Annotated in this window: 15 protein-coding genes and 3 tRNA genes; 14 read left to right on the plus strand and 4 right to left on the minus strand. The window is 64.0% G+C overall.

Annotation, left to right across the window (positions count from 1 at the left end):
- The first annotated feature begins 153 nt into the window (after nt 1–153).
- Nucleotides 154–507, plus strand: a complete 354-nt coding sequence (locus K2O51_RS19570) for a hypothetical protein (RefSeq protein ID WP_011297538.1) — start codon at nt 154–156, stop codon at nt 505–507.
- Nucleotides 508–526: 19 nt separating this feature from the next.
- Here the strand turns inward: K2O51_RS19570 and K2O51_RS19575 are convergent, their stop codons facing one another.
- Nucleotides 527–1,792 (minus strand): Zn-dependent hydrolase, encoded by a 1,266-nt coding sequence (locus tag K2O51_RS19575; RefSeq protein WP_220631519.1) that lies wholly within the window; start codon nt 1,790–1,792, stop codon nt 527–529.
- Between the two features lie 44 nt (nt 1,793–1,836).
- Entirely contained in the window at nt 1,837–2,673 is an 837-nt protein-coding gene (hpnD, locus tag K2O51_RS19580) for a presqualene diphosphate synthase HpnD (RefSeq protein WP_220631662.1), read from the minus strand.
- A 340-nt stretch (nt 2,674–3,013) separates the two neighbouring features.
- Here hpnD and K2O51_RS19585 point away from each other — a divergent pair, with 340 nt between their 5' ends.
- Nucleotides 3,014–4,231, plus strand: a complete 1,218-nt coding sequence (locus tag K2O51_RS19585) for an efflux RND transporter periplasmic adaptor subunit (protein WP_011297541.1) — start codon at nt 3,014–3,016, stop codon at nt 4,229–4,231.
- A 9-nt stretch (nt 4,232–4,240) separates the two neighbouring features.
- Nucleotides 4,241–7,351: an efflux RND transporter permease subunit gene (locus K2O51_RS19590; protein WP_220631520.1), complete on the plus strand. Its 3,111-nt coding sequence runs from the start codon at nt 4,241–4,243 to the stop codon at nt 7,349–7,351.
- 80 nt (nt 7,352–7,431) lie between these two features.
- On the opposite strand, the gene K2O51_RS35800 is transcribed toward K2O51_RS19590, so the two are convergent.
- A complete protein-coding gene (locus K2O51_RS35800) occupies nt 7,432–7,860 on the minus strand; it encodes a hypothetical protein (protein ID WP_084791902.1) in 429 nt (142 codons plus the stop codon).
- Nucleotides 7,861–8,185: 325 nt separating this feature from the next.
- Between K2O51_RS35800 and K2O51_RS19595 the strand changes: the two genes are divergently transcribed.
- From K2O51_RS19595 to K2O51_RS19605, 3 genes are all read left to right on the plus strand, one after another.
- A tRNA-Leu gene (locus K2O51_RS19595) sits at nt 8,186–8,272 on the plus strand.
- Between the two features lie 157 nt (nt 8,273–8,429).
- Nucleotides 8,430–9,383, plus strand: a complete 954-nt coding sequence (locus K2O51_RS19600; RefSeq protein ID WP_220631521.1) for an SOS response-associated peptidase family protein — start codon at nt 8,430–8,432, stop codon at nt 9,381–9,383.
- A gap of 87 nt (nt 9,384–9,470) precedes the next feature.
- Nucleotides 9,471–9,854 carry a VanZ family protein gene (locus K2O51_RS19605; protein WP_011297545.1) on the plus strand — a complete coding sequence of 128 codons (384 nt, stop codon included), beginning with the start codon at nt 9,471–9,473 and terminating at the stop codon, nt 9,852–9,854.
- Here the strand turns inward: K2O51_RS19605 and K2O51_RS19610 are convergent.
- Nucleotides 9,851–10,708, minus strand: coding sequence for a 23S rRNA (adenine(2030)-N(6))-methyltransferase RlmJ (locus tag K2O51_RS19610; RefSeq protein ID WP_011297546.1), 858 nt, complete (start codon nt 10,706–10,708; stop codon nt 9,851–9,853). The genes K2O51_RS19605 and K2O51_RS19610 overlap by 4 nt on opposite strands.
- Nucleotides 10,709–10,824: 116 nt before the next feature.
- On the opposite strand from K2O51_RS19610, the gene mnmC reads away from it, so the two are divergent.
- The 8 genes from mnmC (at nt 10,825) to K2O51_RS19650 (ending at nt 21,825) form a co-directional block, all read left to right on the plus strand.
- A complete protein-coding gene (gene mnmC, locus K2O51_RS19615; protein ID WP_140952215.1) occupies nt 10,825–12,831 on the plus strand; it encodes a bifunctional tRNA (5-methylaminomethyl-2-thiouridine)(34)-methyltransferase MnmC2/FAD-dependent 5-carboxymethylaminomethyl-2-thiouridine(34) oxidoreductase MnmC1 in 2,007 nt (668 codons plus the stop codon).
- Nucleotides 12,832–12,983: 152 nt separating this feature from the next.
- Nucleotides 12,984–14,339, plus strand: a complete 1,356-nt coding sequence (tig, locus tag K2O51_RS19620) for a trigger factor (RefSeq protein ID WP_011297548.1) — start codon at nt 12,984–12,986, stop codon at nt 14,337–14,339.
- A gap of 90 nt (nt 14,340–14,429) precedes the next feature.
- Nucleotides 14,430–15,080: an ATP-dependent Clp endopeptidase proteolytic subunit ClpP gene (gene clpP, locus K2O51_RS19625; protein ID WP_011297549.1), complete on the plus strand. Its 651-nt coding sequence runs from the start codon at nt 14,430–14,432 to the stop codon at nt 15,078–15,080.
- Nucleotides 15,081–15,305: 225 nt separating this feature from the next.
- A complete protein-coding gene (clpX, locus tag K2O51_RS19630; protein WP_140952219.1) occupies nt 15,306–16,583 on the plus strand; it encodes an ATP-dependent Clp protease ATP-binding subunit ClpX in 1,278 nt (425 codons plus the stop codon).
- A gap of 254 nt (nt 16,584–16,837) precedes the next feature.
- Entirely contained in the window at nt 16,838–19,249 is a 2,412-nt protein-coding gene (gene lon, locus K2O51_RS19635) for an endopeptidase La (protein WP_011297551.1), read from the plus strand.
- A 233-nt stretch (nt 19,250–19,482) separates the two neighbouring features.
- A tRNA-Val gene (locus K2O51_RS19640) sits at nt 19,483–19,558 on the plus strand.
- A gap of 45 nt (nt 19,559–19,603) precedes the next feature.
- Nucleotides 19,604–19,680 (plus strand) — tRNA-Asp (locus K2O51_RS19645).
- A gap of 195 nt (nt 19,681–19,875) precedes the next feature.
- A complete protein-coding gene (locus tag K2O51_RS19650; RefSeq protein ID WP_220631522.1) occupies nt 19,876–21,825 on the plus strand; it encodes a SurA N-terminal domain-containing protein in 1,950 nt (649 codons plus the stop codon).
- The last annotated feature ends 77 nt before the right edge of the window (nt 21,826–21,902 follow it).

Below are 21,902 nucleotides of genomic sequence, written 5' to 3' on the forward strand. Positions count from 1 at the left end.
ACTACTCCATTATCCGGTTGGCCTGGATATTGCCACCGGATTATCTGCGGTCCGCCGCATATTGCATTGCGGCGATCGCGCGGACGGGTACCGATTTTCCGGCTTCATGCAGTCCAGGCGGCTGCAAGTTCGAGGCCAACAACGCCATTATCAATGAAAGTGAACCGTAACCGGCATGGGCAGACCTTGCACGGCGCCTTTGGCGTCTGTGTGGCGCTCGCCGGTGCGGCGCTGTGGCTGTGCGCGGCGCCACGGCCGGCCGTGGCCCAGTCGGCCGGCATGGCCAACCTGCTGCACGGGCACGAGCGTCCCTCCACCCACGCCAGCGAAGCTGCCTCCAGCCAGCGGGAGGCACGCGCTCGGGCCGAACGGCACCGCGCCGAACAGCGCGAGGCCGAGCGCGCCGGCCATCAGGGGCGATCAGGCTCCAGCTTGTCGCCCGACGAGCGCCGCAAGCTGCGGCAGAACCTTTACGACCTCGGACGCGAGATGTACCGGGGCGGCTGAGGCTGCCGGCTGCCTGCCATCAGCCTTGCGCCTGGAAGTGCCGCAGGAAATCCACGAACACTTCGGCCGCCAGCTGCGCGTCTTCTGCGGTAATGCTTTCCAACGGGTTGTGGCTGATACCGCCATTTCCACAACGTACGAACAGCATGGCCACGTCGGTGATGCGCTGCATCATCATCGCGTCGTGCCCCGCGCCCGACGGCAGTTCGAATGCGGCCAGGCCGCGCTTGCGCAGAACGGCACTGAACTGGTCCATCAGCCAGCGCGCGCAAGGCGCGTTGAAGACCGGCTTGACCCGGTCGACCTGGGCCGACAAGCCGCGGCGCGCCGCGATCTGCTGGATGCCGGCAACGATGTCGGCGATCGCGGCTTCGCGGATATCGTCCTCGCCGGCGCGGATGTCCATCGAAAAGGTGCACGCGGCGGGAATGACGTTGCTCGACCCGTCGGGTACCTGCAGCTGGCCCGCGGTACCCACGAGGGCTGGCACCGCGCTGCATCGCGATTCCACCAGCAGGATCATCTCCGCGGCGCCGGCGGCGGCATCCCGGCGCATGCCCATTGGCGTAGTGCCGGCATGGCTGGCCTGTCCCTCGATACGCACCTGGAAGCGGCTACTGCCGGCGATCTGCGTGACCACGCCGAGCGGCAGATCCTTGTTCAGCAGCACTGGTCCCTGCTCGATATGGACTTCGACGAAGCCAAGCAGCGTGGCGGGATCCACAGCGGCGGCCTGCAGTGCCGCAAGCTCGCCATTGCCCGGCAGGCTGGACGCCGCGAGCGCTTCGGCCAGCGTCACGCCATCGGCATCGGTGCGCGTCAGCAAAGCCGCGTCGAAACGGCCCGCGAGCACGCTGCTGGCCAGGAAGCTGGTCTTGAAGCGCAGGCCTTCCTCTTCGGCGAAGCCGACGATATCGAGGTGATAGGGCAGGCGGATGCCTGCGGTATGGAGCGCGCCGACCACGGCGATCGGGAGCAGGATGCCGAGACGGCCGTCATAACGCCCGCCATTGCGCACGGTGTCGAAGTGGGAACCGGTCATCAGCACTCGCGCATCGGGGCCGGCGGCGGCATCCGCCTCATACCTTCCGATCACGTTGCCGATGGCGTCGATGCGCACCTGCATGCCCGCTTGCTCCATCCATTGCGCCAGCAGGGCTTGCGCGGAGCGGTGCGCGGGCGTGAGGAACGCACAGGTCAGGCCGCCTTCCATGTCGGAGAACCGGGCAAGCGCTTCGGCGCGGTCAATGATGCTCTGTCCGAGCGGATGGGGATTCTGGGTCATGGCTTGGCGAACGGCGTGGTGCAGGGCGGGAATGACTTTGGGGGCTAGCTGTTGCGCACCCAGGTCTTCCAGGCGATCCAGAGCTTGCGCAGCGGCGTGAGCGCAATGCGCTGGTTCAGCACCTGGAAGTCGCTGCGCTCGATCTCGTCGAGCAGCGCGTGGTAGATGGCGCCCATCAGCAGGCCTGCGCGCTGGGCGCGGCGATCTTGGCGCGGCAGCAGGTCCAGCGCCTCGCGGTACAGCGCGCGGGCGCGCCCAGCGTGGTACTGCATCAGCGCGACAAAGCGCTCGGAATGCTTGCCCTGGAGGATTTCCGACGCGGGCATCTGGAAGCGCTGCAATGTGTCGACAGGCAGATATATACGGCCGCGGCGCGCGTCCTCGCCGACATCGCGCAGGATATTGACGAGTTGCAGCGACAGCCCGAGCTTCTCGGCGAATACCAGCGTGTGGGGATCCGAATAGCCGAACAGCCGCGCGCTCAGTGTGCCGACCACGCCGGCCACGCAGTGGCAATAGCGGTTCAGGCCGATCTCGTCGAGATACCGGCTCTGGGTCAGGTCCATCTCCATGCCGTCGAGTACTTCCGACATTTCGGCATGCGGCAGTCCGGCGGCCTTCACGTGCGGGCGCAGCGCCTGCGTGACGGGGTGGGTCGGCTCACCTTCAAACAGGTGACGCAGCTCACCGCGCCACCAGTCCAGTTGCTGGTGGGCCAGGGCGGGGTCGTGGGCGTCGTCGACCACATCGTCGACTTCGCGGCACCAGGCATAAAGCGCCGTGATCGCGCGGCGGCGTTCGGCGGGCAGGAACAGGAAGCTGTAGTAGAAACTGGAGCCGCTCTGGGCGACTTTCTCTTGGCAATACTGATCGGGCGTCACGCCGGTCTCGGTCTGGTGAGGTAGGGTGGGTGCGGGCGGCGTCAGAGCCTGGCGGCGGCGGGATTGTAGCATTGAGCCATAGCAGTTTCCGGTGCTGCTTGAGCTCACACCCAGACAGCGCCGGCCGCCATTTCGTGCCGTTCCGCGGTCTAGAAGGAAGCTTCGGTCTTCATTCTGGCAGTTTCGTTACCCGCCGTTTGACGCACCTGAAGGGCGTCGCTATATTGCTGACCGGCCAGTTATTAATTCCGGTGCGCACGAATGCTGTTCTGATTGTGCGTAGTAAGCCTCTGAACGGGCCGCATCAGCTTTCCCACGTTGTTCGATTCGCTGCTTATCCATGCCAGTGCATTGCCAAGTGCCGGAAGTTGCGGCCGTTCGTCCCGAGATATCCTCCGATTCCCTGTCGCGTCGGCGGCTTGTCCGTGTTGGCGCCGCCGTGCTCGCGGCAGCGGTCGTGGCGCTGGCGGGGTGTAGCAAGACTAGTGAGCCCGCGCCTGAAGTGCGGCCCGTCCGCTTGCTGCAGCTGAGCCAGCACACTGGCAAGACGACGTTCGAGTTTTCTGGCGACGTGCGGCCACGCGTGGAGTCGCGGCTGGGCTTCCGTGTGGGCGGCAAGATTGCAGCGCGCCTGGTTGACGTGGGTGCGGTCGTACGCAAGGGCCAGCCGCTGGCGCGCCTCGATCCGACTGACCTGTCGCTGGCCGAGGCGAGCTCGCGCGCCCAGTTCGATGCGGCACGCACGGACCGCGATCTGGCGGCCTCCGATCTCAAGCGCTACAACGACCTGTTCGCGAAGGGCTTCATCAGCGCTGCCGAGCAGCATCGGCGGCAGGCCACGTTCGATGCCGCCGCATCGCGCCTCAAGCAGGCCGAGGCAGGCCTGCGCAGCCAGGCCAACCAGACTGCCTATGCCGTGTTGCTGGCTGATGCCGATGGCGTGGTCACGGCGGTGGATGCGGAGGTCGGACAAGTCGTTACCCCCGGGCAGGCGGTGATACGCGTGGCGCAGTCGGCGGAGAAGGAAGTCGCCATCGGGCTGCCCGAAGACCAGGTCGACCAGTTGCGCGGTATTACCGATGTGACGGTGCGCACCTGGGCAGATCCGGGCCGCGCGTTGCCCGCGCGCGTACGCGAGATTGCCGCCGCAGCCGATCCCGTGACGCGTACCTATGCCACACGTGTGTCGGTGCCGAATCCGCCGGCAGATATCAAGCTCGGCATGACTGCCGTCGTGACCTTCGTGCGCACGGGCGCCGTGCCGGCGGTACGCGTGCCGCTGACCGCGCTGCTGCAGGAGCAGGGCCGCAACCAGGTCTGGGTCTATGACGCGGCGGCCGGCACGGTGAAGCCGGTCCAGGTGACGCTGGGTGATCCGGTCGGCAACGAGATCGAAATACGCCAGGGCCTGGCGCCCGGCCAGACCATTGTCACGGCCGGCGTGCATCTGCTCAAGCCGGGGCAGAGGGTCAGGCCGATGCAAGCGGTCGTGCCGGCATCGGCGCCGTCCGCCCCATCCCCGGCGCCGACGGCCGCCTCCGTCCCGCAGCAGGGCTGAGGGCGAGGCATGGATCATTCTCGTTTCAACCTGTCGCGCTGGGCGCTGGAGCACCAGCCGCTGACGCGCTACCTGCTGGTGGTGTTGCTGCTGGCGGGCCTGATGGCGTTCTTCCGGCTCGGGCAGGACGAGGACCCGCCGTTTACTTTCCGCGTGATGGTGGTGCAGGCGTTCTGGCCCGGCGCCACCGCCGAGCAGATCGCGGTACAGGTGACGGACAAGATCGAGCGGCAATTGCAGGAAGTGCCGTATGCCGACAAGATCCGCAGCTTTTCCAAGCCGGGCGAAACCACGGTCATCTTCCAGCTCAAGGACACGTCGCCGGCGAAGGACACTGCGCAGATCTGGTACACGGTGCGCAAGAAGATCGGCGATATCGCGCAGACGCTGCCGGCCGGTGTGCGCGGCCCGTACTTCAATGACGAGTTCGGCGACGTGTACGGCACCATCTATGCGCTGTCGGCCGACGGCTTCAACTACAAGGAACTGCGCGAGTATGCCGACCTGGTACGCCAGGAACTGCTGCGTGTGCCGGCCGTGGCCAAGGTGTCGCTGCTGGGCCTGCAGGACGAGAAGATCTACATCGAGTTCAACCAGACGCGCTTCGCGCAGCTAGGGCTCGACATCAACGCCATTGCCGACCAGATCACGCAGCAGAACAACCTGAATGGCAGCGGCGTGCTGGTCACGCCGACCGATAACCTGCAAGTGCGTGTGACGGGGCAATTCGCCAGCGTTTCAGACCTTGAGAACCTGGTGCTGCGCGGTCCAAACGGCATTGCGAATATCCGTCTGGGCGACATTGCGCACGTGTATCGCGGCTACGTCGATCCGCCGCAGAGCACCATGCGGTACAACGGCAAGAACGTGGTCGGGCTCGGCATTTCGATGGCCAAGGGCGGTGACATCATCGAGCTCGGCAAGAACCTGCGGGGCGCATTCGACCGCCTGCGCAGGCAGTTGCCGGTCGGCATCGAGCTGGAGCAGGTGCAGGACCAACCGCAAGCGGTCAAGCGCTCGGTCGGCGAATTCGTGCATGTGCTGATCGAAGCCGTGGTGATCGTGTTGGGCGTCAGCTTCGTCTCGCTGGGCCTGCACACGCGGCCGCTGCGCCTCGATGTGCGCCCGGGACTCGTGGTGGCGCTGACGATTCCGCTGGTGCTCGCGGTGACGTTCCTGTTCATGAACATCTTCGGCATCGGCCTGCACAAGATATCGCTCGGCGCGCTGATCGTGGCGCTGGGGCTGCTCGTCGACGACGCCATCATTGCCGTGGAGATGATGGTGCGCAAGCTGGAGGAGGGGCTTTCGAAGATGGAGGCCGCCACCTACGCGTATACCTCCACGGCCATGCCGATGCTGACCGGCACGCTGATCACGGCCGCGGGCTTCCTGCCGGTGGGCCTCGCGAAATCCACGGTCGGCGAGTACACCTTCGCCATCTTCGCCGTGACCGCGCTGGCGCTGGTGCTGTCGTGGTTGGCTGCGGTCTACTTCACGCCATACCTGGGCTACCTGCTGCTGAAATCGCGCGCGGGGGGCGGCGAGCACCATGAGGTGTTCGTTACGCCGTTCTATGCCAGCTTCCGACGTCTGGTCGACTGGTGCGTGACCTGGCGCAAGACGGTTATCGTCATCACATTGGTGACGTTTGCACTGGGCATCTATGCGTTCAAGTTCGTCGAGAAGCAGTTCTTCCCGGACTCGAGCCGGCCCGAACTGATGGTCGAGTTGTGGATGCCGGAAGGCACCAGCTTTGCGCAGATGGAGGGCGAAGCCAGGCGCTTCGAGGCCGCCATGCGGCAGGATCGCGACGTGCAGAGCCTGACCACGTTCGTCGGCACCGGCGCGCCACGCTTCTACCTGCCGCTGGACCAGATCTTTCCGCAGAGCAACGTGGCGCAGGTGATCGTGCTACCGGTCAGCACCGAGGCGCGCGATGCATTGCGCCAGCGCGTGATCGCGGTGCTCAATACGCAGTTCCCGCAGTTGCGCGGGCGCGTCAAGTTGTTGCCCAACGGGCCTCCCGTGGCCTATCCCGTACAGTTCCGCGTGATCGGCCCAGATGCTGCTGGCGTGCGCCAGCTCGCGGATCAGGTCAAGGGCCTGATGCGCGCAAATCCGAACACGGTTGGCGTCAACGACAACTGGAACGAGAGCGTCAAGGTGCTGCGCCTGGAGATCGACCAGGACAAGGCGCGCGCGCTCGGCGTCACCACAAGTTCCATCGCGCGTGTCACGCAGACCGTGCTGACCGGCATTCCCGTGGGCCAATACCGCGATGGCGACAAGCTGATCGACATCATGATGCGCACGCCGCGCAACGAACGCGACACCATGTCGGATCTGGGCAATATCCAGGTGCCCAACAACACTGGCCGCGTGGTGCCCCTGACGCAGGTGGCGCGGCTGTCGCTGCGCTCCGAGCCGGGCGTGATCTGGCGCGAGAACCGCGACTTCGGCGTGACCGTACAGGCTGATGTGGTGGATGGCATCCAGGGGCCGACCGTCACCGCGCAGATCGACCCGCTGCTTAACAGGCTGCGCCAGCAATTGCCGCCGGGCTATCGCATTACCGTGGCAGGGGCAGAGGAAGAAAGCGGCAAGGCGGGGGCGTCTATCGCAGCGCAGTTGCCGCTGTGCATCTTCCTGATCTTCACGCTGCTCATGCTCCAGCTGCACAGCTTCTCGCGCGCGCTGATGGTGTTCTTGACCGGGCCGCTGGGCCTGATTGGCGCGGCCGCCACGCTGCTGTTGCTGCGCGCGCCGATGGGCTTCGTCGCGCAGCTTGGCATCACGGCGCTGCTCGGCATGATCATCCGTAACTCGGTGATCCTGGTGGACCAGATCGAACAGGACATCAAGGCCGGCGTGCCGGCGTGGAATGCCATCGTCGAGGCAGCGGTGCGCCGCTGCCGCCCGATCATCCTGACCGCAGCGGCGGCGGTGCTGGCCATGATTCCGCTGTCACGCTCGCTGTTCTGGGGCCCGATGGCCGTGGCCATTATGGGCGGGCTGATCATCGCCACCGTGCTGACGCTGCTGTTCCTGCCGGCACTGTATGCGGCATGGTTCCGCGTGCGTAAGCCTGGAATGGGGGCAGGGCCGGTGACTTCCTGACTGCGACAGGCAAACCGACCCATCCACGCCCATCCGCATGGCGATGGGCGCATGTGCGGCGACGACCGCCGTAAGGCCAGCTAGTAGCAGAGCGTCCCCGGGACGGGCTTGCCGGAATTCGTCATCCCCTGGCAAGCATCGCCAATTACCAGCGACGTGTCGCTGGCCATGGCAGGGCTCAGCCTCAGTTTGCCCGCTACCGTGCAGCAACCTCGAGGTGCTGGCGGTGGTGGTGGAGGCGGTACTGCTGCGGTGGCTGTTGCTGCCGCTGCCGGGGCAACAGCCGCAGGCGCAGCAGCGGGCGTGGCAGCAGGCGATGCCCTGGTGGCTTGCGCAGGCTTGGGCGCGGGCGAGTCCGCCTGCTCATCCCCATCAGGCGAAACGCATTGCCCCTGCTGGCAAATCCGTTCCCCTTTGCATTGCATGTCGTACTGGCAACCAGCAGCCTTGACCGTCGATGACCATGCAAGCGCCATCGAAGCTGCCAACAGCAGGACAGGTAATTTCATATCCCCTCCGTTCGGGGGCTGAGGCACCGCAGAAAGCTCCCCCGCATTGCGACGTTGATGCGCGCATGCCGGAGGCGTCCCACAACTTCAGCATAGATCGCGGACTCCCATCGCGAAAGGCAAGTCACATGAGGGCTTGCACTATGTCGCCAGCGCGGGGCTGGATTCCCCCCGAGGCTTGCGCTACAATCCGCTGCTTCGTTGCAGAGCGCGCACAAGCGCGGCGGCAGCCGTTACAGGAAGGCGGGCAGTTCCAGCCGCCTTTTTTGCTTTCGCGCCATCGCTGCAACGAGCATCGCGGCCCCGTCCGGGGCTCGCAAGGACCGCGAGGGTGGCGAAATTGGTAGACGCACCAGGTTTAGGTCCTGACGCCAGCAATGGTGTAGGGGTTCGAGTCCCCTCCCTCGCACCAATCTCCTATACATTCCCTAATCGATCCCTCACTCATGTGGCGAAAGGTTGACTTTTAAGTCGGCCGTCCACAACGCCGCCTTTCCCGACGCCTCCGCTTGCCGGCTTAGAATGGTCCTGAGCGAGCGCCACCGGCGCCAGGCAAAAGGACATTGCCCATGTGCTATTCCTCCCAGATCCAGGCAGAGTTCCGCAGGTTCGAGCGCGAATACGGGGCGTCGATCAGCATCGAACGTTTCGTGGAATTGTTCTGGCACCAGCGACGGACTGGCGGCTGGCAAAGAATTCCCAGGGCGCTGCGCAAGGCGTTTGCCGAATCGGCAGATTCGAACGCTGCGATCGTGCGTGATGGCGACAGGGAGCAGGCGAACCGTTTCGAGGCCGAAATCTTCCAGCAACGCAGCCGGCTTGCCGAGGCTGAGCGGACACTGGCCACCCGGCCGACCAAGAAGGCCGAGGCCGACCGTCGCATCGCGACCGACAAGATTGCCAGGGCTCAGCAGAACCTGGGCGACCTGCAGCATTCCGGGCTGGGTGACCAGGACTGTCGTGTCTTTCCCGGCTACTACGCGCCGGTGATCATCTCGCAGGGCGGGCGCAGGGTGGTGGTCCCGATGCGCTACCAGTGCCGCCTGCCCGGCTGGACCGAGGTGGACGAGCGCAAGCGGCCCGGGACTTACAATGCGCGGCGCGACAACCTGGAGCGCGCGTGGCGCGCGCTGTTCGGGCATCGCCACGGGGTGATGGTGATCACCGCCTTCTATGAGCATGTGCCACGCCATAAGGCCGAGCGCCGCGCTCTGCTGCCTGGCGAGGCCGAGGAAAGCTTGATCCTGGCCTTTCAGCCGCGCCCGCCACAGGACATGCTGGTGGCGTGCCTGTGGTCGGTAAGCCCGGGCGGGGAAGGGGAGCAAGACCTGTACTCGTTCGCCGCCATTACCGACGAACCGCCGCCCGAAGTGGCGGCTGCCGGCCACGACCGCTGCATCATTCCGATTCGTCCCGAGCATCTGGATGCCTGGCTCAACCCCGAAGCCACCGACCTGGCCGCCATGCAAGCCATCCTGGACGATCGCGAGCCACTGTATTTCGACTGCAAGCTGGCCGCCTGAGCGTGTCCGTGGCCGCGTAGCGCAGGCGCAATAGCGCGGCCGAACCGTTAGTATGGGGGGATTGTTCCAGACACGTACGCCAATCCCATGATTTCCCACGCAGCGTTCCTGCAAGCGCCACGGCGCTGGCGCTTGCTATTCTGGCCTTGCCTGATCGCGGTGCTGGTGCTGGCGCTGTTGCCGCCCACTCAGCCACTCCCGACCACCGGGTGGGACAAGGCCAACCACGTGCTCGCTTTCCTGGTTCTGGGCTGGCTCGGCAGGCGGGCTTATGCGCGCCAGCGTACGTGGGTGGTGCTGGCTCTGGTCGGATATGGCGTCCTGATCGAACTGCTACAGGGAATGACGTCGTATCGCGACGCGGATCCGATGGATGTGCTGGCCGATTCCATCGGATTGCTGGCTGCCATGGCGCTGGACTGGCTGTTTTCCCGAGCCGGCGGGCAGCGTGCCCGGGCTTCGCGCAGTTAGTCTTCCTGGGCTTCGAGCACGAAGTGGGCGCCGTTGTCCTGCGCCAGCAGTTCCTTGAGCACCGGCATGGCTTGCTGCAGCGATTCCTTGAGGCGCCACGGCGGGTTGACGATGAACATTCCGCTACCGTGCAGCCCAAGCCCGCCGGCAACGGGGTGCTTGACCGTCAGGCTGACATGCAGCCAGCTCTTGAGCGGCAGGTTCTTGAGTTGCACCGGCAACTGCACGGATTCCCGACGCTGCACTTGCGGGTACCAGATGGCATAGACGCCAGTGGCAAAGCGCTGCAACCCATCCTGAAGCGTCTGCAGTGTGCGCGCGTAGTCCTGCTTGTCTTCATAGGACGGGTCGATCAGCACCAGCGCGCGGCGCGGCGCGGGCGGCAGGATGGCCTTGATGCCGCCGAAGCCGTCGCCGTCATAGAGCATGACTTTTCGGCCGGCTCCGCGGAAGTTGTCGCGTAGCACCTGGATTTCGGTGCTGTGCAGTTCGAACAGGCGCAGGCGATCCTGGTCGCGGAGCATCTGCCAGGCCAGCCACGGCGAGCCCGGGTAGTGGCGCAGCTGCCCGTCCGTATTCAGTGCGCGCACCTGGTCCAGGTACTCGTCGAGCATCGGTCCGAGCGCGGTGCCGCTGGCAGCGGCACGCCAGAGCGGACCGATGCCGGTCTCGAACTCCGACTTCTTCTGCGCGTAGGCGTGATCCAGCGCGTAGAGGCCGGCGCCCGCGTGCGTGTCGATGTACCAGAACGGCTTGTCCTTTTGGGTCAGGTGCTCGAGCAGCTGCACGACGACGGCGTGCTTGAGGACATCGGCATGGTTGCCGGCATGGAAGGCGTGGCGATAGGACAGCATGGCGGATCAGCGCGGGGCGGCGGCCGGTGCGGCCGGGCCGGATTGCAGGACGGGGCGCTATGCTACCATCCGCCGCCAGTCGCCCCCTGACTCGCGTTCCCGTTTCCTGCCCATCCATGTCGCGCGCACTCGAGCCCGCCGAGCCTATTCTGTCTGCCGAAGGCACTCCTTATTCTCCACGCTACGACGACGTCTACCACAGCACGGAAGGCGGCCTGGCGCAGGCGCATTACGTATTCCTGGGTGGCAATGGATTGCCGCAAGCCTGGGCGGGGCGCGATCAGTTCGTGATCGTCGAGACCGGATTCGGGCAAGGGCTGAACTTCCTGGCGACGTGGCAGGCGTGGCGTAACGATCCGCAGCGCTGTCGCCGCCTGCACTTCGTCTCGATCGAAAAACATCCGTTCACGCGCGAGGGACTAGCGCAACTGCATGCCGGGCTTGCGGATATGTTGCCGCTCGCGCAGCAACTGCAAGCGGCCTGGCCGGATGCGCTGCCCGGCCTGCATCGGCTCGCGTTCGAGGATGGCGGAGTGACGCTGACACTGGCCCTCGGAGATATCGAGGCAGTGCTGCCCAAGCTGGTGGCCGGCGCGGATGCGTTCTACCTCGATGGCTTTTCTCCGTCGCGCAATGCGGACATGTGGTCGCCGTTGGTGTTTCGCGGCCTTGCGCGGCTCGCACGGCCGGGAGCCACGCTGGCGACCTATACGGCGGCGGGCTTCGTGCGCCGGGGTCTGCGGGAGGCGGGTTTCGACGCGCGCAAGGCGCCGGGCTTCGGTGGCAAGCGGGACATGACGGTTGCGACGTTTTGCCCGGTATGGAAGTCGCGGCGGCATGCGCCGACTCCTGCGCCGGAATGGAAGGTGCGACACGCTATCGTGATTGGAGCTGGGCTTGCGGGCTGTGCCGTGACGGAACGCCTGGCCTCGCGTGGCTGGCAGGTGACGTTGTTCGACGTACATGACGGCCCGGCGCGGCAAACGTCGTCCCATCGTGCGGCTGCGATGCATGCGCATATCTCGTCCGACGACAGCCTGCTGTCCCGGCTGTCGCGCGCTGGCAACCAATACGCGCTGCGTGCCTGGGCCGCGCTTGCTGGTGCGGGTCAACCGGTGGGGTGGCATGGCTGCGGCGTGCTGCAGATCGGCGAGAACGAAGCAGAAGCCGAGGCGCAGCGCGCTGCGCTCGAAGCACTCGGTCTGCCGGAGTCCTTCGTGCGCTGGATGTCGCCGGGGGAGGCGGCATCGCAACACGGCGCCGGCGTGCCGCGCGGAGGGCTGTGGTTTCCGCAGGGCGGCTGGGTTGCGCCGCCCGATATCTGCAGTGCTCAGTTGCGCCGCGCGGGCGATGCCGTGCAGTCGAGGTTTGGTACGCGAGTGGAGCGCATTCGCCGCCGCGACGACGAATGGGAAGCCATCGACGAAGATGGTGCCGTCCTGGCTTCGGCGCCCATTCTTGTGCTGGCCAACGCTCACGAAGCGCCGCGGCTCGCGCCGATGCGGCACCAGGTGATGCGACGCGTGCGCGGCCAGCTCACCACGCTCGCGCCTGGGCAAGTGACAGCGCTCGGATCGTGGCCGGATTGCGTGGTGACCGGTGCGGGATACCTGCTGCCGGTGTCGGAAGATGGCAGCGCGCGGGTGGGTTCGAGCTATGAAGCCGACGATGGACCGCTGGTCGCGCGAACCGAAGTCCATGCGGCAAACCTTGATCGCCTGGCGGGGCTGTTGCCGCAGGCTGCTGCAGCTGCCGGCAATCTCGATGCCGCGGCGATGAACGGATATGTCGGCGTGCGCACAGTGTCACACAACCGCTTGCCGCTGATTGGCCAGATGCCGGACGAGGCAGCGGCGATAGCGGCGGCTCCGTCACTGCGCGGAGCGCACTTGCGCGACATTCCGAGGGTGCCAGGGCTTTACGCAGCGCTTGCCTACGCGTCACGCGGCCTCACATGGGCCGCATTGGGCGCGGAGTTGCTGGCAAGCCAGATCGAAGGCGACCCACTGCCGCTCGAAGCCGATCTGGTAGACGCCATCGACCCGGCGCGTCTGCTGCTGCGTGCACTGCGTCATGGGCAGGTTGGCCGCGAAGAAGGGCATTCCAGCGGACTATCAGGGTAAAAACTGCCGGAACCGGACGCAAACCGTGCGATAATGCTCGTTTTCCGTTTGCGCGGAGCTTGCAATTCGCGGGCACGCGTCAGTGCCGGACTGGCCGGCGCACAAGCGATTGCGCTACGAACACAACTACATTTCTGGATTGGATCACGACCATGTCGAACGTCATTGAAAACCTCGGCAAACTGGACCGCAAGGTGACCCTGGCCATTCCCAAGGCCGAAGTCGAAAAGGAAAAGCAGGACCGCCTGGTTCGCCTGTCGAAGACGGTGAAGATGTCGGGCTTCCGTCCGGGCAAGGTGCCGATGAAGATGGTCGAGAAGCAATACGGCCAGCAAGTCGAATTCGAAGTGCGCTTCGACAAAGCTGCCCGCAAGTTCTTCGACATCACCAAGGAACAGGACGTCAAGGTTGCTGGCCAGCCGAAGTTCGAGATCAAGACCGAAGGCGTGGGCGAGGACGAAGTCGCGTTCGACGCCACCTTCGAGGTGTACCCGGAAGTCAAGCTGGGCGACCTGACTGGCGCGGAAGTGACCCGCACCAAGACCGAGATCACCGATGCCGAGATCGACAAGACCATCGACATCCTGCGCAAACAGCGCGTGCACTACCACGTGCGCGGCGAAGCCGGCGAGCACGGTGACGGCGGCGGCGATGTGACCGCCCAGAACGGCGACCGCGTGACGCTGGACTTCGTCGGCAAGATCGAAGGCGTGGAATTCGCTGGCGGCAAGGCTGAGGACTTCCCGTTCGTGCTCGGCGAAGGCCGCATGCTGCCCGAGTTCGAAGCTGCCACGCTGGGCCTGAAGGTCGGTGAGAGCAAGAGCTTCCCGCTGTCGTTCCCGGCCGACTATCACGGCAAGGACGTGGCCGGCAAGACCGCCGAGTTCACCGTCACGCTGAAGAAGATCGAGTGGGCGCACCTGCCGGAAGTGAACGACGCGTTCGCGAAGTCGCTGGGCATCGCCGACGGCAACGTCGACAAGATGCGTGCTGATATCCGCGAAAACCTCGAGCGCGAAGTGAAGCGCCGCACGCACGCCATGCTGAAGGATCAGGTCATGGAAGCGCTGCTGAAGGTGAGTGAGCTGGATGTGCCGAAGGCCCTGATCGAACAGGACCAGGAGCGCCTGGTGGAAATGGCCCGCCGCGACCTCGAGCAGCGTGGCATGCCGAACGCCAAAGACATGCCGATTCCGGCCGAGATGTTCGCACAGCAGGCCGAGCGCCGCGTCAAGCTGGGCCTGATCCTGGCCGAGATCGTCAAGGCCCACGGCCTGGAAGCCAAGGCTGACCAGATCAAGGCCGAGATCGAGGACTTCGCCAAGAGCTACGAAGATCCGAAGGAAGTCATGCGCTGGTACTACGGCGACCAGCAGCGCCTGGCCGAGATGGAAGCCTACGTGCTCGAAAACAACGTGGTAAATTTCGTGTGCGACAAGGCCAAGGTCACCGACAAGTCGGTGTCCTTCGAGGAACTGACCGCCGAAGGCAACGCACAGCAAGCCTGAGGTCCGGCATGATCCGCAGTCCCCGCGCCGTAGTGCGGGGGTGTGAAGCCCGGCGTTCCTTGCCATCCAACGATACCCTGGAGAACTTGCATGACCCGCAATGATTTGCTTGACCGTCTCGCCACCACGCAGGCTTCGGCGCTGGAAACCCAGGGTCTGGGGCTGGTGCCGATGGTCGTCGAGCAGTCCGGCCGGGGCGAGCGTGCCTACGACATCTATTCGCGCCTGCTGAAGGAGCGTGTGGTGTTCCTGGTTGGCGAGGTCAATGACCAGACCGCCAACCTGGTGGTGGCGCAATTGCTGTTCCTGGAAAGCGAGAACCCGGACAAGGATATTTCGCTGTACATCAACTCGCCGGGCGGTTCGGTCTCGGCAGGCCTGGCGATCTACGACACGATGCAGTTCGTCAAGCCCGATGTGCAGACGCTGTGCATGGGCATGGCAGCAAGCATGGGCGCGTTCCTGCTCGCGGCCGGTGCCAAGGGCAAGCGCTCGGCGCTGCCTAACTCGCGCATCATGATCCACCAGCCGCTTGGCGGCGCGCGTGGCCAGGCTTCCGATATCGAGATCCAGGCCCGGGAGATCCTGTACCTGCGCGAGCGCCTGAACAGCATCCTGTCCGAAGTGACCGGCCAACCGGTCGAGAAGATTGCGCGCGATACCGATCGCGACAACTTCATGAGCGGCGACCAGGCAGTGGACTACGGCCTGATCGACAAGGTTATTGCCCGCCGCAGCTGATGCTGCGGGCCGCTGCGGCAAGGTTGTGCGCGGCGGCACGTCGGCTGGCCAAACGGCACAGGCTACACCCGAACGAGGCCTTGTGCCTCGTTTTTTGCATTTGACCCACAGGCCGGGATAACCCCCGCCGGTTGGGCAAATTGTTTTGGCGTATGATGCGTTAGAAGCGTACTCCTGCGGCGCTCCCTGTACCGCAATGCGCACACTGCTAAGTGACTGATTCCTATGGCGGAAAAAAAAGGTTCATCCAGCGAAAAGCTTCTCTACTGCTCCTTCTGCGGCAAGAGCCAGCATGAAGTGAAGAAGCTGATTGCCGGCCCGTCGGTGTTCATCTGCGACGAATGCATCGACCTGTGCAACGAAATCATCCGCGACGAAGCCACTGCGTCCGAGAAGGATGCGGCTGCGGCCACCCGTTCCGACCTGCCTACACCGCATGAGATCCGCGAAAGCCTGGACCAGTATGTGATCGGGCAGGAGCAGGCCAAGAAGATTCTGGCCGTGGCGGTGTACAACCATTACAAGCGCCTCAAGCACCTCGGCAAGAAGGACGACGTCGAGCTCTCGAAGAGCAATATCCTGCTGATCGGCCCCACCGGTTCGGGAAAAACGCTGCTGGCCCAGACGCTGGCGCGCCTGCTCAACGTGCCGTTCGTGATCGCGGACGCGACCACGCTGACCGAAGCAGGCTATGTCGGCGAGGATGTCGAGAACATCATCCAGAAGCTGCTGCAGAACTGCAATTACGAGGTCGAGAAGGCGCAGCGCGGTATTGTCTACATCGACGAAATCGACAAGATCTCGCGCAAGTCGGACAACCCGTCGATCACGCGCGATGTCTCGGGCGAGGGCGTCCAGCAGGCACTGCTCAAGCTGATCGAAGGCACCATGGCATCGGTGCCGCCGCAAGGTGGCCGCAAGCATCCAAACCAGGACTTCCTGCAGGTCGACACCACGAACATCCTGTTCATTTGCGGTGGCGCGTTCGATGGCCTCGAGAAGGTCATCATGCAGCGCTCGGACAAGACTGGCATCGGTTTTGCTGCGCAGGTGCAAAGCAAGGAAGAACGCGAAGTCAGCGAAGTGCTGCCGCAGACCGAACCGGAAGACCTGATCAAGTTCGGCCTGATTCCCGAACTGATCGGCCGCCTGCCGGTCGTGGCTACGCTGGCCAAGCTCGACGAAACCGCGCTGGTGCAGATCCTGATCGAGCCGAAGAACGCGCTGGTCAAGCAGTACCAGAAGCTGCTGGCGATGGAAGGCGTGGAACTGGAAATCCGCCCTGCGGCACTGTCGGCGATCGCGCGCAAGGCGATCCGTCGCAAGACGGGTGCGCGTGGATTGCGTTCCATCCTGGAGCAATCGCTGATGGACGTTATGTACGACCTGCCGAACTACAAGGGCGTGCAAAAAGTGATCATCGACGAGAGCACCATCAACGGAGACGCACCGCCGCTGCTGATGTACGAGGAACAGCAGCCGAAGGTGTCAGGCTCCAACTGACGCGAGCGCTGTCCGGGTGAAGAGGTCAAAATCCCATGGCAGCCAGCCAGAAAGGCCGTTCGCGTAGAAGCGAGCGGCTTTTTTTGTTTATTTCAACCGACGAAGAGGAGGAAACGCGGGTATGCTGTTCCAGATGGGCCTGCAAGTGCAGGATGCGGCATCAGCCTGTCAATCCAAATCGGTTTCGTCTCGGTATCTTGTAATCGATTTGGGCGGCCCAATTTACGCCTTAAATGACTGACTTGGGGAAAATGATGTCCGGAACACAACTCCTCCCGGCCGAGCCGATTCGCCTCCCACTGTTGCCCTTGCGCGACGTGGTGGTGTTTCCGCACATGGTGATCCCGTTGTTCGTGGGACGCCCGAAGTCCATCAAGGCGCTTGAGACTGCGATGGAGTCGGGCAAGAGCATTATGCTCGTGGCGCAGAAGACTGCCGCCAAAGACGAACCGACCGCCGACGACCTGTATGAGGTCGGCTGCATCGCCAACATTCTGCAGATGCTGAAGCTGCCCGACGGTACCGTGAAGGTGCTGGTGGAAGGCACGCAGCGTGCAAACATCCGCGAGGTCAGCGAAGACGAGTCGCACTTCATGTGCGAAGCCGTTCCCGTGCCACCCGCAGCGGTTGAAAGCGCCGAGACCGAGGCCCTGCGCCGCGCGATCGTGTCGCAGTTCGACCAGTACGTGAAGCTCAACAAGAAGATCCCGCCGGAGATCCTGACCTCGCTGTCGGGCATCGATGAGGCAGGCCGCCTGGCCGACACGATCGCCGCGCACCTGCCGATCAAGCTCGAGCAGAAGCAGAAGATCCTGGAAATGGTCAATGTGACCGAGCGCCTGGAAAGCCTGCTGTCGCAGCTCGAGGGCGAGATCGACATCCTGCAGGTCGAAAAGCGCATCCGTGGCCGCGTCAAGCGCCAGATGGAAAAGAGCCAGCGCGAGTACTACCTGAACGAGCAGGTCAAGGCGATCCAGAAGGAACTCGGCGAAGGCGAAGAGGGCGCCGACCTGGAAGAACTCGACAAGCGCATCAAGGCTGCGCGCATGCCGAAGGAAGCCAAGAAGAAGGCCGACGCTGAATTCAAGAAGCTCAAGCTGATGTCGCCGATGTCGGCGGAAGCCACCGTCGTGCGCAACTACATCGACACGCTGGTGAACCTGCCGTGGCGCAAGAAGAGCAAGGTCAACAACGACCTGGCCAACGCCGAGCGCGTGCTTGATGAAGACCACTACGGTCTCGAGAAGGTCAAGGAACGTATCCTTGAATATCTTGCCGTGCAACAGCGCGTGGACAAGGTCAAGGCTCCGATCCTGTGCCTGGTCGGGCCTCCCGGCGTGGGTAAGACCTCGCTCGGCCAATCGGTGGCGCGCGCGACGAACCGCAAGTTCGTGCGCATGGCACTCGGTGGCGTGCGTGACGAAGCCGAGATCCGCGGTCACCGCCGTACCTACATTGGTTCGATGCCGGGCAAGATCCTGCAGAGCCTGTCGAAGGTCGGCGTGCGCAATCCGCTCTTCCTGCTCGACGAAATCGACAAGATGGGCATGGATTTCCGTGGCGACCCGTCTTCGGCGCTGCTTGAAGTGCTGGACCCGGAACAGAACCACACGTTCCAGGACCACTACATCGAAGTGGACTTCGACCTGTCCGACGTAATGTTCGTGGCGACGTCGAACTCGCTGAACATTCCGCCGCCGCTGCTCGACCGTATGGAAGTGATCCGCCTGTCGGGTTACACCGAGGACGAGAAGCTCAACATCGCGACGCGATACCTGCTGCCCAAGCAGATCAAGAACAACGGTCTGAAGGCTGGCGAGATCGAGGTCACCGATGCGGCGATCCGCGACATCATTCGCTATTACACACGCGAAGCCGGTGTGCGTTCGCTTGAGCGCGAGGTGTCCAAGATTGCTCGCAAGGCGGTCAAGCTCCTGCTGCTGAAGAAGGAGTCGGGCACGATCAAGGTCGATTCGGAGAACCTCGACAAGTTCCTCGGCGTGCGCAAGTACGACTTCGGCCTGGCCGGCAAGGAAAACCAGGTCGGTCAGGTGACCGGTCTGGCGTGGACGGAAGTGGGCGGCGATCTGCTGACCATCGAAGCCGCGATCATGCCGGGCAAGGGCAACATCACGCGTACTGGTTCGCTGGGCGACGTGATGAAGGAGTCGGTCGAGGCGGCACGTTCGGTGGTGCGTTCGCGGGCGCGTCGGCTGGGCATCACGGATGAGATGTTCGAGAAGCGTGACATCCATATCCACGTGCCTGAAGGCGCAACGCCCAAGGACGGTCCGTCGGCTGGCGGTGCCATGACCACGGCGCTGGTGTCGGTGCTGACCGGTATCCCGGTGCGGGCGGATGTCGCCATGACCGGAGAGATCACACTGCGCGGTGAAGTGCTGCCGATCGGTGGCCTCAAGGAAAAGCTGCTGGCTGCCCACCGTGGCGGTATCAAGCTGGTGCTGATCCCTGAGGAAAATGTGAAGGATCTCGCCGAGATTCCCGACAACGTGAAAAACGCCATCGAGATCGTGCCGGTCCGCTGGATCGACAAGGTGCTGGAGCTGGCACTCGAGCGCAAGCCCGAGCCGCTGCCCGAGGAAGACGCCAAGCCTGCCGAAGTGGCGGACAAGGCGGCGTCCAAGGTCGAGATGATCCACCACTGATCCGTCTGCTTCACAGCAGGTGAGAACGCCGCGGAGTGAAACCCGCGGCGTTTTACTTTCCGGAGGTGGCTTCTGCGAGATTGTTGAGATTATTGCGTTCGGTACTTGGCAAATCGAAAACTCTCGTATTACAATCGCGGCCTCGCAACGCAAACTGCGGCAATCAAGCAGCAACCGCCGGGTCGTGCGAAGCGAGATTGCCCTGCAGGCTGCCATGCCTGCGATGGTCTAGTGGGTGCTTAGCTCAGTTGGTAGAGCGGCGCCCTTACAAGGCGTAGGTCGGGGGTTCGAACCCCTCAGCACCCACCACTAAGCCACCGCGCATGGACTCAAGTCTCTCAGGGAGCCGACAAAGGAGTGGTAGTTCAGTCGGTTAGAATACCGGCCTGTCACGCCGGGGGTCGCGGGTTCGAGTCCCGTCCACTCCGCCAGATCATGTAGTGCCAAAATGCCCGCTGATGCGGGCATTTTTGTTTGGGGCGCAAGCGGTGTCTGCGAGGCCACGAACCGGATTTGGCCTCTGGCTTCTCCGGCGCGGCCCTTGGCCGCCAAATGGCTGTGCAGCGCCCGGCTCCTGCTAGAATCGCGGAGTTTGACTTCGTGCCAACCCTCTTACCCGAGTCCGCATGCTTGATTTCGTACGCAATAACCGGCGCTTGATGCTTTTGCTGCTGCTGGTGCTTGTCTTTCCGTCGTTCGTGTTCTTCGGCGTGGAGAGCTACTCGCGCTTCATGGACAGCTCGCACGATGTCGCGAAGGTCGACGGCCGCGCGATCACGGTGCAGGAAGTGGACAACGTGGTGCGTGAACAAAGCGAGCGCATGCGCCAGATGCTTGGCGCCAGCTACGATCCGCGCCAGTTCGAGGGCCCGATGCTGCGCAAAAACGTGACGGATCAGCTGATCCTGCAACGCGTGGTGGCCAATGAGGTGGCGCGCGAACACCTGACGGTGTCGAACGCACGCCTGTACGAGGCAATCAATAGCATTCCGGCGATTGCGCAACTGCCGCGCAAGCAGGACGGTTCGGTCGACGACAAGGCCTATGTGCAACTGCTGGCGGCGCAAGGCATGACGCCGGAGCAGTTCGATGCGCGCATGCGCTTTGACCTCGCCACGCAGCAACTGGGCACTTCGATCGCCGGCACGGCCTTCGTGCCCAAGTCTCTGCTGGACCGCCTGATTGCCGTGCGCGACCAGCAGCGCGACGTTCAGGCCCTGTTGTTCAAGCCGGCCGACTACGCATCCAAGGTGCAGCCTGATGCCGCCGCGCTCAAGGCGTACTACGAGAGCCACCAGTCCGCGTTCTCCGTGCCCGAGCAGGCCAAGGTGGAATACGTCGTGCTGTCCGGCGATGCACTGGCAGCAAGCCAGGCCGTCAGTCCCGACGAACTGAAGTCCTACTACGACAGCAATATCGCGCGCTTCCGCACGGAAGAGCAGCGCCGCGCGAGCCATATCCTGATCGCGGCACCCAAGGATGGCCCGGCGGCGGCGCGTCAGGCGGCCAAGGACAAGGCCGGCAAGCTGCTGGAAGAGCTGCGCAAGCACCCCGATACATTTGCCGACGTGGCGCGCAAGCAGTCGCAGGATCCGGGTTCGGCGGAGAAGGGCGGTGATCTCGGCTTCATGGGCCATGGCGCACTGGTCAAGCCGTTCGAAGATGCGATGTACGCGCTCAAGGACGGCCAGATCAGCGACGTGGTCGAGACCGACTACGGCTACCACATCATCAAGCTGACGGGCATCAAGCCGTCCGAAACCAAACCGCTGGACGCCGTGCGGCCCGAGCTTGAAGCCGAGCTGCGCAAGCAGTTCGCCGCCAAGAAGTACGCCGAAGATGCCGATGCCTTCGGCAACATGGTGTACGAGCAAGCAGATAGCCTGAAGCCTGCTGCCGACAAGTTCAAGCTGACGATCCAGACCGCGGACAACGTGACGCGCCAGCCGAATCCGGCGCTGGGCCAAAACAATCCGCTCAACAATGAGAAGGTCCTCAAGGCGCTATTCAGCGATGACGCCATCAAGAACAAGCGCAACACGGAGGCTGTTCAGGTCGGTCCGACCACGCTGGTTGCGGCGCGCATCGTGGACTACCGCCCGGCGACCGTGCGCAAGTTCGAGGAAGTCGAGGCCAAGGTCCGCGAAGGCTATATCGCCCAGCAGGCCGCGGAGCTCGCTCGCAAGGATGGCGAGGCACGCGTGGAAGCCCTGAAGAAGAGCGACAGCGCGCAAGGCTTCGGCGCCGTCACGATGGTGTCGCGTGCCAAGGCTGAAGGCATGGAACCCAAGGCCGTGGAAGCCATCATGCGGGCCGATGCCTCGAAGCTGCCCGCGGTGGTGGGTGTGGATCTGCGTGCGAACGGCTATGCGGTCTATCGCATCACCAAGATTTCGCAGCCGCAGCAGGCCAATGAGGGCCAGCGCCAGGCAGAGGCGCAACAGCTCTCGCAACTGGCCGGCCAGACCGAGCTTGGTGCGTACTACGAGAGCCTGAAGGCGCGGTCGAAGGTCAAGATCCTGAAGCCGGTTGCCACGGCGGACACCGGGGCCGGCAGCGAAGCGGCTGCGCAATAGCGCTTAGTGCAATGACAAAGCCCCCTGCGAATTCCGCAGGGGGCTTTTTCTTTGTGTTGTTGGTGGCCAGAGGTGCC

It is taken from the genome of Cupriavidus pinatubonensis (assembly GCF_019602855.1).
Lineage (GTDB): Bacteria > Pseudomonadota > Gammaproteobacteria > Burkholderiales > Burkholderiaceae > Cupriavidus > Cupriavidus pinatubonensis.

Excerpts from the sequence above, each read along its gene's own strand:
- K2O51_RS19570 (WP_011297538.1), top strand. The coding sequence starts at position 154 with ATGAAAGTGAACCGTAACCGGCATGGGCAGACCTTGCACGGCGCCTTT.
- K2O51_RS19575 (WP_220631519.1), bottom strand. The coding sequence starts at position 1,792 with ATGACCCAGAATCCCCATCCGCTCGGACAGAGCATCATTGACCGCGCC.
- K2O51_RS19585 (WP_011297541.1), top strand. The coding sequence starts at position 3,014 with ATGCCAGTGCATTGCCAAGTGCCGGAAGTTGCGGCCGTTCGTCCCGAG.
- K2O51_RS19590 (WP_220631520.1), top strand. The coding sequence starts at position 4,241 with ATGGATCATTCTCGTTTCAACCTGTCGCGCTGGGCGCTGGAGCACCAG.
- K2O51_RS35800 (WP_084791902.1), bottom strand. The coding sequence starts at position 7,860 with ATGAAATTACCTGTCCTGCTGTTGGCAGCTTCGATGGCGCTTGCATGG.
- K2O51_RS19600 (WP_220631521.1), top strand. The coding sequence starts at position 8,430 with ATGTGCTATTCCTCCCAGATCCAGGCAGAGTTCCGCAGGTTCGAGCGC.
- K2O51_RS19605 (WP_011297545.1), top strand. The coding sequence starts at position 9,471 with ATGATTTCCCACGCAGCGTTCCTGCAAGCGCCACGGCGCTGGCGCTTG.
- K2O51_RS19610 (WP_011297546.1), bottom strand. The coding sequence starts at position 10,708 with ATGCTGTCCTATCGCCACGCCTTCCATGCCGGCAACCATGCCGATGTC.
- mnmC (WP_140952215.1), top strand. The coding sequence starts at position 10,825 with ATGTCGCGCGCACTCGAGCCCGCCGAGCCTATTCTGTCTGCCGAAGGC.
- tig (WP_011297548.1), top strand. The coding sequence starts at position 12,984 with ATGTCGAACGTCATTGAAAACCTCGGCAAACTGGACCGCAAGGTGACC.
- clpP (WP_011297549.1), top strand. The coding sequence starts at position 14,430 with ATGACCCGCAATGATTTGCTTGACCGTCTCGCCACCACGCAGGCTTCG.
- clpX (WP_140952219.1), top strand. The coding sequence starts at position 15,306 with ATGGCGGAAAAAAAAGGTTCATCCAGCGAAAAGCTTCTCTACTGCTCC.
- lon (WP_011297551.1), top strand. The coding sequence starts at position 16,838 with ATGTCCGGAACACAACTCCTCCCGGCCGAGCCGATTCGCCTCCCACTG.
- K2O51_RS19650 (WP_220631522.1), top strand. The coding sequence starts at position 19,876 with ATGCTTGATTTCGTACGCAATAACCGGCGCTTGATGCTTTTGCTGCTG.